Genomic DNA, 14761 nt, shown 5'->3' with positions numbered 1-14761 from the left:
GAGCGGATCATGCCCACAGAAATTCTCATGCCCGCCCTTTCGCCCACGATGGAGGAAGGCACGCTCGCCAGATGGCTGGTCAAGGAAGGGGACGAGGTCGCCTCGGGTGACATCCTCGCCGAGATCGAGACCGACAAGGCCACGATGGAGTTCGAAGCCGTCGACGAAGGCACCATCGGCAAAATCCTGATCGAAGAAGGCAGCGAAGGCGTGAAGGTAAACACGCCGATCGCCGTGCTGCTCGAGGAAGGCGAAAGCGCCGACGACATCGACAGCGCCGCCCCGGCCAAAGAAGAGAAACCTCAGGCCGAGGAAGCGCCCAAAGCAGCCGAGGCCGAAACGCCCGAAGCGGGCTATGGCCGCGGTGCGACGGATGCAAATGACGCGCCGACCAACAGCGACGCCAAAGCCCCCGCCGCGCCCAAGGACGACAAGGGCGGGCGCATCTTCGCCTCCCCCCTCGCCCGCCGGATCGCTGCGGACAAGGGGCTGGACCTCACCCAAATCGAAGGCAGCGGCCCGCGTGGTCGGATCGTCAAAGCCGATGTGGAAAGCGCCCAGCAGACGGCTGCCAACACCGACAGCCCCGCCGCCGCCAAGGACGCCGCGCCGGTGACACAGCCTGCTCCCGCCGGCCCCTCCTCCGACGCCGTGCGCAAGATGTACGAGGACCGCGAGGTCGAAGAGGTCAAGCTCGACGGGATGCGCAAGACCATCGCCGCGCGCCTCACCGAGGCCAAGCAGACGGTCCCGCATTTCTACCTGCGCCGCGACATTCAAATCGACGCGCTGCTCTCCTTCCGCAGTGATCTGAACAAGCAACTCGAAGCGCGCGGCGTGAAGCTCTCGGTCAACGATTTTATCATCAAAGCCTGTGCGCTGGCGCTGCAATCGGTGCCGGATGCCAACGCCGTCTGGGCCGGGGATCGTATCCTGAAGCTCAAGCCATCGGACGTGGCCGTGGCCGTGGCCATCGAAGGCGGGCTGTTCACCCCCGTGCTACAGGACGCCGACACCAAGTCGCTCTCGACCCTCTCGGCGCAGATGAAAGACCTTGCCACCCGCGCCCGCGACCGCAAGCTGGCACCGCATGAGTATCAGGGTGGCAGCTTCGCCATCTCCAACCTCGGCATGTTCGGGATCGACAATTTCGACGCGGTCATCAACCCGCCGCATGGCGCAATTCTCGCCGTGGGGGCTGGTGTCAAAAAGCCCATCATCGGCAAGGACGGTGAGATCACGGCGGCAACGGTAATGTCCGTGACCCTCTCGGTCGATCACCGCGTGATCGACGGGGCGCTCGGAGCCCAACTGTTGAATGCGATTGTCGAGAACCTTGAAAATCCGATGATCATGCTGGCCTAAGGGCGGCACCACCCAAACGAAGAAAGCCGGGGCATGCCCCGGCTTTTCTATTGCGATACTGGCATCTGCCGTTATTCGGCGTCTGGCCCGAAAAGATGGTTCATCGACATCGACGGCTGATCGCAGCCCGCCTCCCCAACGATCCGCGCGGGGATCCCGGCGACGGTTTTGCAGGCGGGCACAGGCTCCAGCACAACCGACCCCGCCGCGATGCGGCTGCAATGGCCGATAGAGATATTGCCCAGAACCTTCGCGCCTGCGCCAATCAACACGCCATTGCCGATCTTGGGGTGACGGTCCTCTTCCTCTTTGCCGGTGCCGCCAAGGGTCACCGAATGCAGCATCGAGACGTTGTCGCCCACCACCGCCGTCTCACCGATGACGATGGAATGCGCGTGGTCGATCATGATGCCCTTGCCCATCTTGGCCGCCGGGTGGATATCCACGCCAAAAATCTCGCTCACCCGCATCTGGATGAAATAGGCCAGATCGCGCTTGCCCTTAGCATAGAGGTAATGGCCCACGCGGTAGGCCTGCACCGCCTGATAGCCTTTGAAATACAGAATCGGCTGCAACAACCGGTGGCAGGCCGGGTCTCGGTCATAGATGGCCACCAGATCCGCACGCGCCGCGGCGACGAGATCAGGGTCTTCGGCATAGGCTTCTTCGACCATCTCGCGCACGACCATCATCGACATCTCGTTCGACGAAAGCTTGGCCGCGATGCGATAGGAAAGCGCATTCTCGATAGATTTATGGTGCAGGATACAGGCATGCACAAAGCCGCCGATCAACGGCTCATCACGCACCGCATCCTCAGCCTCTTGCTGAATCTGGTCCCAGACCGGGTCCACTTTCGAGATATTTCTGCGTGTCTGCGCCATGGCACGGGCTCCTTCACTCTGCCGTAAGGGTAGCTCATGCAATAGCGTAGGACCATTTGTAAATCCGCACATGCTCAAAATCGTGATAACGCGCGGGCCTATCCGGGGACGGTCAAACCTGTAGTCGGCCCCGCGCCATATGTGGCCGAGACCTGCGCCACCGTCACGTCAAACGCCCCGCTGACGCCATCCGCCGCCCGTGCCGCAGTGCTATAGATCCACCGCGGCGTATCGATCAGCACCTCCCGCCGCTGCTCGCCGCCTTCGTAAACGCGTAAGAGATAGCGTTCACTTTCCTCGCCAAGCGGCACCTCCGGCCCCTCCCAAGCGTCGCCGTCGATCCGCGTTCGGCGAATCCAGCTAAGGGTGATATCGCCACTGGCCCCAGCCTCGGCCCGCAGATGACAGAGGCTGTAGGGCCGCAGACCATTCCCGTCAAAGGCATGAACCTGATGCAGGTAAGAGGGGTCATCCACCGGTCGCCGCGCAGGCCCGATGCGGTAATGCTGCGCCACGCGGCGCAAGTGCGGGCTCAGCTCGACCTGCTGTGGCGTCCCGTTCATCAGCACAAAGCGCGACCCGGTGGGCCAAACCTCGGGCATCAACCCATCGCTGCCTGCCTGCCCGCGCAAGCGACCCGTCAGCCAATAGGTCATCGGGGCGACAAGCTGCGCCTCCTCAAACTGGAACAACTCCCAACGGTCCGCGCTCCCATCCCCAATGGCGGCAAGGTTCGCCCCATTCAAAAGCGCCTCTCTGCTAACGGACTGAAGGCTGCCGCTGGTTAATTTGACCTCCAGCACCGGCCCCGCGTCAATCAACCCTGGTCGTGCCGCGCTTAGCGGCGTTTGGGTAACGCCCATGATCGACCGGTTCGCCACGATGGCGTTCAGCGCATAATCCGAATCCACGGCAGAGCGGTAGACCGCGACGGACCCCGGCCAAGGGGTCGCCGTCACCGCCAGATGCGGCGCATGGGGCACCTCATCCCCGCGCAAAAGCGGCAGGTCCATGAACTGCGGCAGAACCGGCAGCGGCGGGACGAAGGGGCGCAGCGCTGCAAGTTCTTCATCAAGCGGTGCGGGATCATAGACTTCGGGCTCAATCCGAACGCCGTCGATCAGCAGGGAGCCGGCCTGTTCCACCCGGTCGACGCGGTAGCGCCCCGGCCCCTCCGCCCCATCGCCCGGCAGTTCGATCACATCCCCCGCCCCGACAGCCATCCGCGACGGCGGCAATGCCAGCCGCAGCGTCTCACGCGCGACACGCGCTTCGGTCAGCCAGCGTTCGGCCACCTGCCGCCCCTCGCCCCGGGTCAAGGCCATGTTCAACTCGGTCCCGGTGACCGCATGGGTCGCCTCATCTGCCAGAACCACCTCTTCGGCAATCGGGTCAAAATCCGCATCGGCCTGAATGAACCGCAGCCGCACACGGCCCGAGACTTCGGCCTCCGCCTCACGCAACTGCTCGGTCAACCCGCTCAGGTCGGGGTGAACCGCCAAGTGATCGGGGTCGAGGGGCAACGCATCCGTCCCGTCACGCATCCGAAACTGCAAGACCCCGTCGCGTTCGATCGCGTCAAACCCATAACGCAGCATCAGCGGTTGCAGCGCGGCCCGCGCCTCGCCAACCTCGGCTACCATATAGCCGCGCACATAGCCGAACAGCGCGGAGGGATCGAAATGCGCCACACCCGCGCGGCGGCAAATCTCTCCCACGACCGAGGCCAGCGACCGCGCCGAGGCGCGCCCGTTCAGCCAGTGGCCCCGGCTGTAATTCTCCCCATCGCTCCAGAGATCGACATCGTTGGGGAAGAAGGGAAACGGCCGCGTGTCCCATGCCCAGACAAAAGCGCGCGTCATATCCAGCATCGGCGCACCATATTCCTCCGAAATCGGATTATGCGCCGGATCGCGCCAGTAATCCGAGATCGCCCGCAGATATTGCATCTGCATCAGATCGTCCCGCGCGCCAGTGGAATAATGCGGCAAGGCGCTTTCCGAGCTCTTCAGATCGAGGAACTTGTTGGGCTGGTTCGCCCCTTTGTCGATGGCCGCGCAGCCGTATTCCGTGAACCAGATCGGTTTCGACATCGGCTGCCATTCCGTTGGAGCGGCTTGCCGCTGCCAGCCGATACGCGGGTGGTGCGGGCTCTCCCACCAACGGCGCAGGTCTTTGTAGCGGTACACCCAAGGCTCATCATGCGCGCCATCGGTGATCGGCGTGCGGATCTGCGCGTCGCGGGCCTCGGGCGAATGGTAGTACCAGTCATAGCCCTCGCCGCCTTCGATGTTGGATCTCAGATAGCCGACATCGTAGATCGCGGGCCAGTTCTCGCCGTCCAGATGCCCTTCCTCATCGCGCCAATCAGACAGCGGCATGTAGTTGTCGATCCCGATGAAATCGATCTGCGGATCTGCCCATAGCGGATCAAGGTGAAAGAAGACATCGCCGCTGCCATCCTGCGGGTGATAGCCGAAATACTCAGACCAATCAGCGGCATAGCTGATCTTAACCTCCGGCCCCAACAAGGCGCGCACCTCTCCGGCCAAGGCCCGCAGCGCGGCCACCGCGGGAAAGCTGTTGCCCGCCGCGCGTATCTGCGTCAGTCCCCGCATTTCCGAGGAGATGCAGAACGCCTCGACCCCGCCTGCCGCTGCGCAAAGCGCGGCATAGTGCAAGATGAATCGCGATAGGGTCCATTCCTCGGGGCCGTTGTAGATAACCGAGCCTTCGCCCACCGCGAAATCCGCAGCCGTGACGGTTCCAAAAAACGCCGCCACCTCGGCTTCTGCCACCGCCGTACCGTCCGGGCTGCCCGGTTGCCCCGGGGCCACCGAAAGCGTGATCCGCCCGCGCCACGGCAAGCGGGGCTGGTCCTCGGCATCGCTATAGGGGTCCGGCAGGCCGTTGCCTTCGGTCTGATCCATCAAGATAAACGGATAGAACATCACCGCCTTGCCCGCTGCCTTCAGCGCGTGAATGGCCTCAATCACCGCGGCATCGGCTGGCGTGCCGCCGTAGATCGGGCGCGCCTCTTGCTGGGCGATCACCTCCGCCGTGCCACGCGTCACGCCAGAGACCCGCCAAGGCATATTCTCCCCATCGATATCCGGGTCTTCGACCTTGGGCCGCAGGCGACAGTCGCCGCAGCGCAGATCGCTGCCAAACCACGACACGACGAGAGAGGCCGCTTCCAACCGTGGCAATTCCTCGGTCAGGCTTTCCAAGGACACAGCAAAATCGGTCTTGGCGGCGGGCGAGTTCACATTGGCGCTCCACCGGCTGCCGGGGCCATCGGTGTAATGCACCGGGGTCGTCGCCAGCGCGTATTCCCCGGTGCCGGGGATCAAGGCGACCCCCTGAACACCATAGGCGGGCGCATGCTCCCACCCCGGCGCTTGCGGCTGTTCCGGGCGCAGCACCTCGAAAGAGAACTGCGGCACCCGGTTGCCAAATTGCGCAAGCGAAAGGTCCTCCATCACCACATAGGCCGTGCCGCGATAGGCGGGCACCCGGTCCGCGCCCTCAATCGCGGCGATGGTCGGGTCAGGCTGCTGGTCCGCCGCGCCCCGGTAAATGCGCATGTTCAGATCGTCCGGGGCAATCTCCTCCCCATCTGCCCAGATGCGCCCGACGCTGGTGATCTCCCCTTCGCAGAGCCCGATGGCAAGGCTGACGGTATAGCTGTATTCGGTCGTCTTCGGCGTCGGCGGGCCGCCCTTTCCGCCGCCACTGACTTCGGTGACCTCTTGGAACTGCGAGGCCCAGATGACATGCCCCGCCAGTCGCATCCGCCCGTAAAGCTGCGGTATCGCCGCCCCTTCGCCCAAGCCTGTCAGGCGAAAGCGATCCACCTTGCCGGTCTCGACCGCCTCCCCGCCTTGGCCCAGCAAGCGTTGATCCACCAACCGCCCAAGGCTCGCCCCCACCGCGCGGCCCACCGCGACCGAAGACAGCCCCGCCAGCGTGCCCCCGATGGAGCCGCCAACCGCCGCCCCCGCTGCCGAAAGAACAATCGTCGCCATCAGGAGACCTCCTCAGGAAATACAAAACGCGCCACGATGCGCCGCTGCCATGCCGGGCTGAGCGGGCTTTCCACCACCCCGTGCCGCGCATAGGCGTGGATGAAACTGGCGCTGGCCCCGACGCGCGCCTGCAGCCCAAGGTGCTTTGCCACCGCACCCTGCCGCATTCGGAAAAGCAGCACGTCACCGGGGGCCGCATCACCGCTGTCTTTCATCGCCATATGACGCCGCGCCGCCGCCCAGAGCCGCTCCTCCCCCTGCGGCTCGGACCAATCCAGCGAATAGGCCGGGACCGTCTCAGGTTCCGCGCCCAGCAACTCCCGCCAAAGCCCCCGGATCAGCCCCAGACAATCGCAGCCCGCCCCCTTTGTCGCCGCCTGATGCACATAGGGCGTGCCGATCCATCCGCGGGCGCCCTGTACCAAACGCTCCCCCGCCGCACTCATCGGCGCGACCCGCCGCCGTTCGCACCGTCCGACCGGGGCACCGCCATCATCCAATCCTCCCCCGGCAAATCGGGAAAGCCGCGGTAGTTCAGCAGGTTGTTGAATTTCAGCCGACAGGTTTCCATCCGCTTGTCGCAGCCTGCGGTAAGCCGGACACGGGCGCCCGCCGCCACCGCGCCGCGGATCGGCTGCCAAAGCTCGATCACGCGCTGCCCGTCCTCATGGTAGTCACGTTTGACCATGCCCCAGAGCCCCGCCGCTGGCCCCTCCAGCACATCGAGCCGCCCCCGGGCAAACCAACCTTCCTCGTAGCCCGGGAACGCGGTCCAACGGAAATACTGCGCCTCCGCAATCGTCTCGACCACACGCGTCTCAGCATAGCCGGGCGCGGTGAGATCGAACCGGCACTTGCCATCTCCCAACACCGCCGAACAGGGCTTTTGATAGACCCGCCCCATGGGCCGGTTGAGCGGTTCCGTCAGCCCGCGCAACTCGGCGCGAAAGCTGCCCCCCGCGCGGTGCAACTCACCGATTGAGCCGCGAAATTGCAGCCGCCGCTGCGCGGGCTCCGCCCAGTTCACCAGCCACGCCTGCACCTCGGCGCCATCAAAGCGCCCCTGTTCGATTTCATCCTCGCGGATCGCATCATCGCTGAGCGCGCCAAGCGCCTCTGTGTTATCAACCGACAACCCGCTGGTCTGGTCCAGCGCCCTCGCGCTCAGCCCTGTATCGGCGCGAAAGGTGACCCCGTCGAACACCAGCGGCATGTCATGATCGGTAAAGGCAAATACCGCCCCATCCGCGCGCGTCACCTGCCAGCAATGGCAGAGCGTCGTCACACCCTGCGCGATATGGGCTGCAAAGCCTCTGTCCAGCCCCGCCATCAGACCCGCACCTCGATCACCGGCACGTCGGGCACCTGTCCGGCCTGAAAACTCTCGACCGAGACCAGAATGCGGTCGGTATCAAAGCGCACCGGCACGTCGAACTCGAAGCCCGCGAAAATCTCGATCTCAGGATCAGGCGGATGGGCAAAGGTGATGATCCCGCTCTCTGCGTCGACCTCAAATTCGACGCCCTCGCGCAGCTCATCCTGCTCCAGCCCCACGCGCACGGTCCCGGCCACCGGTTTGGTGATCGGACGGCGATAGGACTGCGCCCCCGAGCGGTAGGTCTTGGTCAGTTGAAACGCCGCCCGGACCCCATCCCCATAGCCGATGCTCTGGTCGTCGAAAGCCACCGGAAGCGCCATTTTGCCCGACTTATAATCGGCCCAATCTTTCCAGCGAAACCCGTACATCTGTCCCATGCGTGCCTCGAAAAAGGCAATCAGCACCTGTAGATCGTCGATTGAGCGCATCCCCAGCCCGGCATCATAGACCCGCCGCGAATGGGCCCAAGGCGAGTTACGCTCCTCATGGCCGTTGGCCAAGGTGACCACATCTGTCTGCCGTTGCGGCCCCCCGACAGAGCCAAAGCTTAGCGACGGGGGAAATCTGACCTCGTGAAACTGCATGATCTGCTCCTTTATCCGCCGCGAGGCCTATCGGTTGCGGTTGCCGGTGCTGAGGGCACGGCTCAACTGTGCGGCGATCTGGCTTTGGCTGCGCTGAAACCCCTGCACATCGGGGGTAGTGATGTTCATCACGATGGTCGTCGCGCCGCCGCCGTTGCCGTGCACGCCCAGCTTGCCATCGGCGCCCGCGCCAAGGGCATGATCGCCTCCGGCCCGGCCTCACCCATCAGCCCCGTGCCGCCACGCATGGGAAAGGCGGTCGTCGAGGTGACCACCCCACCCTGCGCGAAGGGCATGACCTTGCCTTGGGAAAAAGGCGCGCCATTGGCGAAGGGCAATATCCCCTCCACGATGCTGCCCACGCCCTCGCTGATCAGCCCGCCGAAATGGTCCGTCACCGGACGCATCGCGGCATTGTAAGTCGTGCGGATCATCGACTGCGCCAAGTCGCTCAGCGCGTCCGAGAGTTTGGCCCCGTCAAAGACCACCCCATCAAAGGCCCGCCGCAACCCACGGCTTAGCCCTTTCTCAAGCGTCGCCACGTCTTTGCCCGTCGCGGCAAGCGCGCCGCGCATCCGCCGTAGCTCACCGTCGAACCCGGCCACCAAACCGCTGGTCTGCGCTAACGTCTCATTCACCCCCTCGGCGCGGCTCTCAAGGTTCTCGAAATCGTCAAAGTCAGCCATCACCGGCCCCTTTCGTCTCATCTGGATAGGCCGCCATCAGCGCGGCGAGACCGTCGCTCAGGAGCGGCGCGGGGCCGGACTTCGGCCCCAGCATCAACTGCAACTCCGCCGGCGTCAGCGCCCAGAATTGGTCCGGCAACAGCCCCAATCGCGACAGCCCCACCCGCAGCAACGCGGACCAGTCAAAGCCGCGCGCCGCACTCACGCCTGCACCGTAAAGGCCCGCGCCAGCAATTCCGCCGCCGCCCGCGCCGCCGCCATCGGCCCGCCCTCGATCTGCGCGTGCTCAAGCGTTGCGGCATCCATCTCCGCCCCGCCTCCGCGCAGCCCGGCGAGCAACAGGGCCAAGACATCGCGGCTCGAAAAACGATTGCTTTCAAACCGCTCTACCAGGGCCACAAGGCTGTCGGCCTGCAACGCGGCCTCCAACTCGGCCAAGGCCCCGAGGGTCAGCCGCGCCTCATGACGTTCGCCATCAATCACGAGGCTCACCTCGCCGCGCCACGGGTTCGCCATGCTCACACCACCACATCGGGGGTAAAGATCAGCTCCCCCGCCGATTGCAGGCTAAGCTCAAAGGTGGCCTCCCCATTCAGCGACCCCGCGTATTCCAGAGCGGAGACCTGAAACGGCCCCAGCACCACGCCGAAATCCGGAATGATCACCTGAAAATCCGGCGTCAGCCCGTTGAAGAACAACTGCCGCGCCCGTTCATCCGTGCCCGCATCGCGAAACACCCCCGACCCGCTGATCGCGGCCGAGCGGACACCGGCACCCGCCAGCAATTCCCGCCAACCGCCGCTTGAATCGAGCGAGGTCACATCCACCGTTTCGGCGTTGAAACTCACCCGTTTGGCCCTGAGCCCGGCAATCGTCTCGAACTGCCCATCGCTGGTCATATCCACTTTGACCAAAAGGTCTTTGCCCGCTTGAACTGCCATCACTGTCTCCTCGCACCAATCTGAAATCCAAAGTCTTATGCGTCCGCGACGCGGGCGCGGAATTTCAGGTCGATCCGCCGGGCAGAGGCCCCGTCGATCCGCCGCGCCGTCGCTTTGAGAAAGGCCATATCCACCACGCGCCCCCGGCTGAGCGCCGGCTCCGCCCCATGCAGCAGGTCTGAGATCACCGCCGCGCAACCCTTCGCCGTGCTGAACCCCGGCGCGCTGGTGACCACCGACAGGGTCAGGCGATGCTCCGCCCCCGCGCCCTGCGGGTCCGACAGGTCCTTCGCCACCTCTTGGCCCAAGAGCACATAGGTCTCTGGCAGGCTCCCCCCCGGCACCGCGTCAAAGACAGCGTCACCGATCAGCGCGGTGAGCCCCGGATCGCTCTGCAACAGGTCATAAACCGCCGCCTGCAAAGCCCCTGAAAGCGCATAGGTCATACCGCCACCTCCTCATCGGCAAAGCAGATCAGACACCGCCCGCCCGCATCGCTTTCGGCCACCGCCCGGATCACGAAGACCCGCGTGCCCTCGCGAAACCGTTGCTCGGGGGTCGGCCGCTGCGGGGCACCTTCCGGCGCCGCCCGCACTGTGATCTTGACCCCCATCCGGCTAACGGCCACCCCGCCCTGCGCAGTCTCCCGCCCCGTCCGCGCGCGCACCTCGGCCCAAAGGGTGCCCAAGGGCTGCCAGACCTCGCGATGCCCTCCCGCGCCATCGCTCACCCACTGCGGCGCTTCCAACACGAGGGGCCGGTTCAACTGCGGGCGGCTCATGCCGTTCCCCCAAAGCCGAGGCGCACCCGGCGGTAGCGTTCGATCAGGCTGCTGACGCCAAAGGGCATGCACCCTTCGCCAAGCGCCGTGTCGTCGCGGTATTCATAGTAATGCGCGGCCAGCAGCATCACCGCTTGGGCCAAATCATCCGGCATTCCACTCCAATCGGCGGCCATGCCCGCGTCAAAACTAATCAGCGCGGCCCCCGCGCTTGGGATGCGCGGCAGGGCGGCGGTGCTGGCCCGAAGACGCGGCGTTTGCGCATCGCGTTCCAGCCAGTAGCGCTCGGGGTCCACCGCCGTCTCCACCCCGTCCCGCGCCACAAGCGCCACCCGCGCGATCTCTTGCACCGGCGCCACGGGCAAGACCTGCGCCGCCGCATCGCGCCAAAAGGTCAGCGACAGGGCAAACCGCCGAATGATCAACACCTTGCCTGTCCGCGCCTCCACCGCCGCCATCGCCGCGCGCAGGAAGCTGCGCAACACCGGATCTTGAAGGCCGTCCTGCGCAAAGCCGGTGCCAAGGCGCAGATGCATTCTGAAGGCCTCAACCGGCAAGACCGCATCCGGCACATTTGTCTCTTCGATCAACATCATCGAACGTCTCCAAAAATCGCTCCCGCGCCCCTTGGGGCCATGCGGTTATTCCCGGACGCGCACCGGTTGCATTGCTCGGTCGGAGGGGAGCAGCTAGACAACGCAACCTCGCAGGCGCACGTCCGGACCGGGGCCAAGTTGCCCCGGCCCCGGCTTCGGCACCGGCTTACGCCAGGCCGAATTTCATCAGCTTGATCGCCGCGAAATCGCTCACGTCGCCGCCGACACGTTTGGTGGAATAGAACAGCACATGCGGCTTGGCGCTGAACGGATCGCGCAGGATCCGCAGATCGGGGCGTTCGGCCACGGTGTAGCCTGCGGAAAAGTCGCCAAAGGCGATGGCCATCGCATCGGTCGCCGGGTCGGGCATGTCCTCGGCCACCAGCACCGGATAGCCCATCAACCGCGCAGGCTCTCCCGCGGCCAGTCCATCCGACCACAGAAAGCGCCCGTCAGTGTCTTTCAACTTGCGCACCTTGGCCGTGGTCTTGGAGTTCATCACGAAGACCGCTTTCTTGCGGTAAGCCGCGCCAAGGGCGTAGACCAATTCGATGATCGCATCCGCCTCGGGATTGGCGTTGATGCCGCTGGGGACATAGCCCAGATTGCCCCAAGTCCAGACGTCGTTGTCGACCGCCGGATGGCTCAGAAAACCGGTAGGCTTGTCGATGCCGTCACCGCTGACAAAGGCCGCCGCTTCGGCCCGTGCAAATTTGTCGGCGATACGCCCCGCCAGCCAACCTTCGATATCAAAGGCACTGTCATCTAGCAGACGTTGGCTCGCCTTGGGCAGCGCGCTCAGCTCATGCAGCGGCACGGTGATCCGGTCGATCTGGGGCGTGTCCGTCTCGGCTTGCGCCCCGCTTTCGGTCGCCCAACCAGCGCCCACATCGGCGTGATCGACCAGCACGTCATAAGAGGTGGCCTCCACCTGCACCACCGAGGCAATCGCGCGGATCGACGCCCCCGCATTCAGCACAGATTGCACCCGGTCGGCAGTTTGCGGATCCACCAGATAGCCGCCGTCCGAATTGACCGCCGTCGACATCGATTTGCTGTCCAATTCCAGCCCCCGCAGCCCATCGTCATCGCCGTTGCGCAGATAGGCGTCAAAGGCTTTCTTATGCGGCGCATCGTGATCGATCGCGCCGCTCAAAGGGCTGCGGGCAGGCAGGGTCATCTTGCGGTCCATCATGGCAATTCGCTCTTCTGATTGTTGAAGTTTCGTATTAATCTCGGCCCGAAAGCCGTTGAAGTCACTGACAAAACCGCTCACGGCCTGCCGCACTTCCTCCGCCGGAGACAGGTCTTTGCCCGCCTTTGTGCTCATCTCATTCTTGGTCATCGCTTTTCCTTCGATCTGCTCAGTCAAACTCAGGCTCAGCCCCGCGCCATCTCGGCCCGCGCGGCATCAAAGGCCGCCGCCATCTCGCGCAGCACATGGCCCACGGCCCTGAACTCCCCCTTGGCCCCGACCCGCGCCCAGGGCAGCATCGGAAAGGTCACCAAAGACACCTCCCAAAGCTCCAGTTCCGACAGCAGCCGCTGCCCCTTGGTGGTCTTGCCTGCTTTCACGGTGCGGTAGCCGATGCTGAGCCCGTCGATGGCCCCCGCCTCGATCAGCGCCGCCGCCTCCCGGCCCTTGGCCACAGTGCTAAGGATGCGCCCCTTGACCCAAAGACCCCGGCCATCCTCGCGCACCTCGTCCCATACCCCGATGGGCTGGGCCGGGTCATGCTGCCACAGCATCTTGACGCTGCGCCCCGCCTTCGCGACCGCCGCAAGGCTCACCGCATAGGCCCCCGCCTCGACCACATCGCCGCCCTGATCGACCGCGCCAAAGAGGCTGGCATAGCCGCTGATCTTCAGCCCATCCTCCACCGATGTCACGCTGCCGAAGCGTGCAAATTTATGCTCCAACCCGCAGCCCGTAGGCGCAACTTCCCCGTTCTCCGGCCAGCCGCCGAAGGCGTCCAATTGATAAGTCATCGTATTTTCCCTCGTTCAGCCCACTACGGCGCCACCGCCAGAAAGGATTGCACCGCCTGCGCCAAGATCACCGCCACCACGCCGTAGACCGTCAGCCACAGCCGCCGTTCCAACCGCTCCATCATCTGCTCGATCCGGTCGAGCCGCTTTTGCATGTTCTCGCGATGCACCGCGCTGAGCGTCTCATGCGCCTGAAGCCGCAACCCCGGCGCACATTCGAAGCGCTCGATCTCACGCAGCTCAGGCATCATCGGCCACCGCTGGAAGCCCCAATAGGCTGCGCTTCTCCGCATCGCTCAGGAACGCCGCCGCAGACACCCGCGCCCATTGCGCATCACGCTCCGCCGCCAATGCAGGCACTTGGTCAAGGTCCGGCTTCACCATCACCGCCGCCCCCAGATACCCGCTCAGCCACTCCGCCAGCGCCGCCGTCACCCGCGTCGCCAGCGGCAGCACCGTCAGACGATAGAACGCCCGATGCGCCTCCTGATAGTTTGCGTAAGTCGCGTCCCCCTGCACCCCGATCAGCATCGGCGGCACCCCAAAGGCCAGCGCAATCTCCCGCGCCGCACTCTCCTTTGTTTTCTGAAACTCCATATCAGAGGGCGAAAAGCCCATCGGCTTCCAGTCGAGCCCGCCCTCCAGCAGCATGGGCCGTCCCGCATTGCGCGCCCCTTGATGGTGGCTCTCCATCTCACTCACCAGCCGGTCATACTGATCCTCACTCAGCTTGCCCTGCCCCTCAGCCCCGCGATAGACAATCGCCCCCGAGGGCCGCGCCGCATTGTCCAGCAGCGCCTTCGACCAGCGGCTCGCCGCGTTATGCACGTCCATCGCCATCGCCGCCGCCTGCATGGGGCTAAAACCATAGTGATCGTCCTGCGGGTGAAAATTCCGGATATGACAAACCGGCGTCGCCGTCCCACTCGCGTCGAAACGGTGCTTGCGCCCACCCACCGCATATTCATAGGCCACCGGCCAGCCATCCGCCCCCGGCACCACGCTCATCCGGTCCGACCGCAACACATGGAGCTCAACCGGCAAACCATCCTCGCCGCCCACCGCTTCGACATAGCCATCCCCGCTCAGCAGCATCTGTCCATAAAGCGCCTCAAGCAACTCTGCCCGGCCTTGCCCCGCATTCGGGCGCCGCATCAGTTCCATGAGCGGGTGTTCGTCATAGCGCCGCGCGCTATCCTGCACGACCAGCGGCAGCGCCGCCGCAGCCTCGGCGATCAGCTTGACCGAACGAAACCCCACCGGATTGCCGCAAAAGCCCGAGCGCGTCAGGCTCACGCTATCGCGCGGGCTCCAGGCTACACGGCCCGAGGTCTGATAGGCGACGACCGACCCGGTGGCCGAAGCCCTGCGCTCCGCTGTTTCAACCGCCGCGCCCCGCCGTAGAAAATCGAATACCATGTCGTCGCTCCTCATTCTGCCCGACCCCGGCGGCGAAGACCTGCCCCGCATTGCCCGGCGTTGTCAGACTTTCCCTGAAATCCCTTAACGCTGGAGAAACCCACCGTGCG

General features: G+C 64.8%; 16 protein-coding genes and 1 pseudogene. 1 reads left to right on the top strand and 16 read right to left on the bottom strand.

All coding sequences use genetic code 11. The features are described from left to right. Nucleotides 1-9: 9 nt before the first annotated feature. On the top strand, nt 10-1365 hold the full coding sequence (locus ACGYLA_RS08205; RefSeq protein WP_394431742.1) for a pyruvate dehydrogenase complex dihydrolipoamide acetyltransferase: 1356 nt from the start codon (nt 10-12) through the stop codon (nt 1363-1365). Between the two features lie 71 nt (nt 1366-1436). Here the strand turns inward: ACGYLA_RS08205 and cysE are convergent, their stop codons facing one another. From cysE to ACGYLA_RS08125, 16 genes and pseudogenes are all read right to left on the bottom strand, one after another. Further along, nucleotides 1437-2249, bottom strand: a complete 813-nt coding sequence (gene cysE, locus ACGYLA_RS08200; protein WP_209217607.1) for a serine O-acetyltransferase — start codon at nt 2247-2249, stop codon at nt 1437-1439. A 98-nt stretch (nt 2250-2347) separates the two neighbouring features. Further along, complete coding sequence (locus ACGYLA_RS08195; RefSeq protein ID WP_394431740.1) at nt 2348-6277, bottom strand: glycoside hydrolase/phage tail family protein; 3930 nt, start codon at nt 6275-6277, stop codon at nt 2348-2350. Next, a complete protein-coding gene (locus tag ACGYLA_RS08190) occupies nt 6277-6723 on the bottom strand; it encodes an NlpC/P60 family protein (protein WP_394431738.1) in 447 nt (148 codons plus the stop codon). Before ACGYLA_RS08190 ends, ACGYLA_RS08195 begins: the two co-directional genes overlap by 1 nt. Next, complete coding sequence (locus ACGYLA_RS08185; protein ID WP_394431736.1) at nt 6720-7607, bottom strand: DUF2163 domain-containing protein; 888 nt, start codon at nt 7605-7607, stop codon at nt 6720-6722. Before ACGYLA_RS08185 ends, ACGYLA_RS08190 begins: the two co-directional genes overlap by 4 nt. Continuing rightward, nucleotides 7607-8239: a TIGR02217 family protein gene (locus tag ACGYLA_RS08180; protein WP_394431734.1), complete on the bottom strand. Its 633-nt coding sequence runs from the start codon at nt 8237-8239 to the stop codon at nt 7607-7609. Before ACGYLA_RS08180 ends, ACGYLA_RS08185 begins: the two co-directional genes overlap by 1 nt. 27 nt (nt 8240-8266) lie before the next feature. Further along, a pseudogene (locus ACGYLA_RS08175) lies at nt 8267-8925 on the bottom strand (phage tail tape measure protein). Next, nucleotides 8918-9130: a rcc01693 family protein gene (locus ACGYLA_RS08170; RefSeq protein WP_394431732.1), complete on the bottom strand. Its 213-nt coding sequence runs from the start codon at nt 9128-9130 to the stop codon at nt 8918-8920. Before ACGYLA_RS08170 ends, ACGYLA_RS08175 begins: the two are co-directional and overlap by 8 nt. Beyond that, nucleotides 9127-9441 (bottom strand): gene transfer agent family protein, encoded by a 315-nt coding sequence (locus tag ACGYLA_RS08165; protein WP_394408367.1) that lies wholly within the window; start codon nt 9439-9441, stop codon nt 9127-9129. The genes ACGYLA_RS08170 and ACGYLA_RS08165 overlap by 4 nt, the downstream gene beginning before the upstream one ends. Before the next feature lie 2 nt (nt 9442-9443). Beyond that, entirely contained in the window at nt 9444-9866 is a 423-nt protein-coding gene (locus ACGYLA_RS08160; RefSeq protein WP_394431730.1) for a phage major tail protein, TP901-1 family, read from the bottom strand. A 35-nt stretch (nt 9867-9901) separates the two neighbouring features. Then, nucleotides 9902-10312, bottom strand: coding sequence for a DUF3168 domain-containing protein (locus tag ACGYLA_RS08155; RefSeq protein WP_394431728.1), 411 nt, complete (start codon nt 10310-10312; stop codon nt 9902-9904). Then, nucleotides 10309-10647, bottom strand: a complete 339-nt coding sequence (locus ACGYLA_RS08150) for a head-tail adaptor protein (RefSeq protein ID WP_394431726.1) — start codon at nt 10645-10647, stop codon at nt 10309-10311. The genes ACGYLA_RS08155 and ACGYLA_RS08150 overlap by 4 nt, the downstream gene beginning before the upstream one ends. Next, complete coding sequence (locus ACGYLA_RS08145) at nt 10644-11243, bottom strand: head-tail connector protein (RefSeq protein WP_394431724.1); 600 nt, start codon at nt 11241-11243, stop codon at nt 10644-10646. The genes ACGYLA_RS08150 and ACGYLA_RS08145 overlap by 4 nt, the downstream gene beginning before the upstream one ends. A 166-nt stretch (nt 11244-11409) precedes the next feature. Next, nucleotides 11410-12588 (bottom strand): phage major capsid protein, encoded by a 1179-nt coding sequence (locus ACGYLA_RS08140; protein ID WP_394431722.1) that lies wholly within the window; start codon nt 12586-12588, stop codon nt 11410-11412. Between the two features lie 35 nt (nt 12589-12623). Then, nucleotides 12624-13232, bottom strand: coding sequence for an HK97 family phage prohead protease (locus ACGYLA_RS08135; protein WP_394431720.1), 609 nt, complete (start codon nt 13230-13232; stop codon nt 12624-12626). Nucleotides 13233-13255: 23 nt separating this feature from the next. After that, nucleotides 13256-13483: a hypothetical protein gene (locus ACGYLA_RS08130; protein ID WP_394374191.1), complete on the bottom strand. Its 228-nt coding sequence runs from the start codon at nt 13481-13483 to the stop codon at nt 13256-13258. Continuing rightward, a complete protein-coding gene (locus ACGYLA_RS08125) occupies nt 13473-14651 on the bottom strand; it encodes a phage portal protein (protein ID WP_394431718.1) in 1179 nt (392 codons plus the stop codon). Before ACGYLA_RS08125 ends, ACGYLA_RS08130 begins: the two co-directional genes overlap by 11 nt. Nucleotides 14652-14761 lie beyond the last annotated feature (110 nt).

This window comes from Sulfitobacter sp. 1A13679, from assembly GCF_043557115.1.
Taxonomy (GTDB): domain Bacteria; phylum Pseudomonadota; class Alphaproteobacteria; order Rhodobacterales; family Rhodobacteraceae; genus Sulfitobacter; species Sulfitobacter faviae.
The sequence above is the reverse complement of the archived record's forward strand: the minus strand, read 5'-3'. Positions and strand labels throughout refer to the sequence as shown.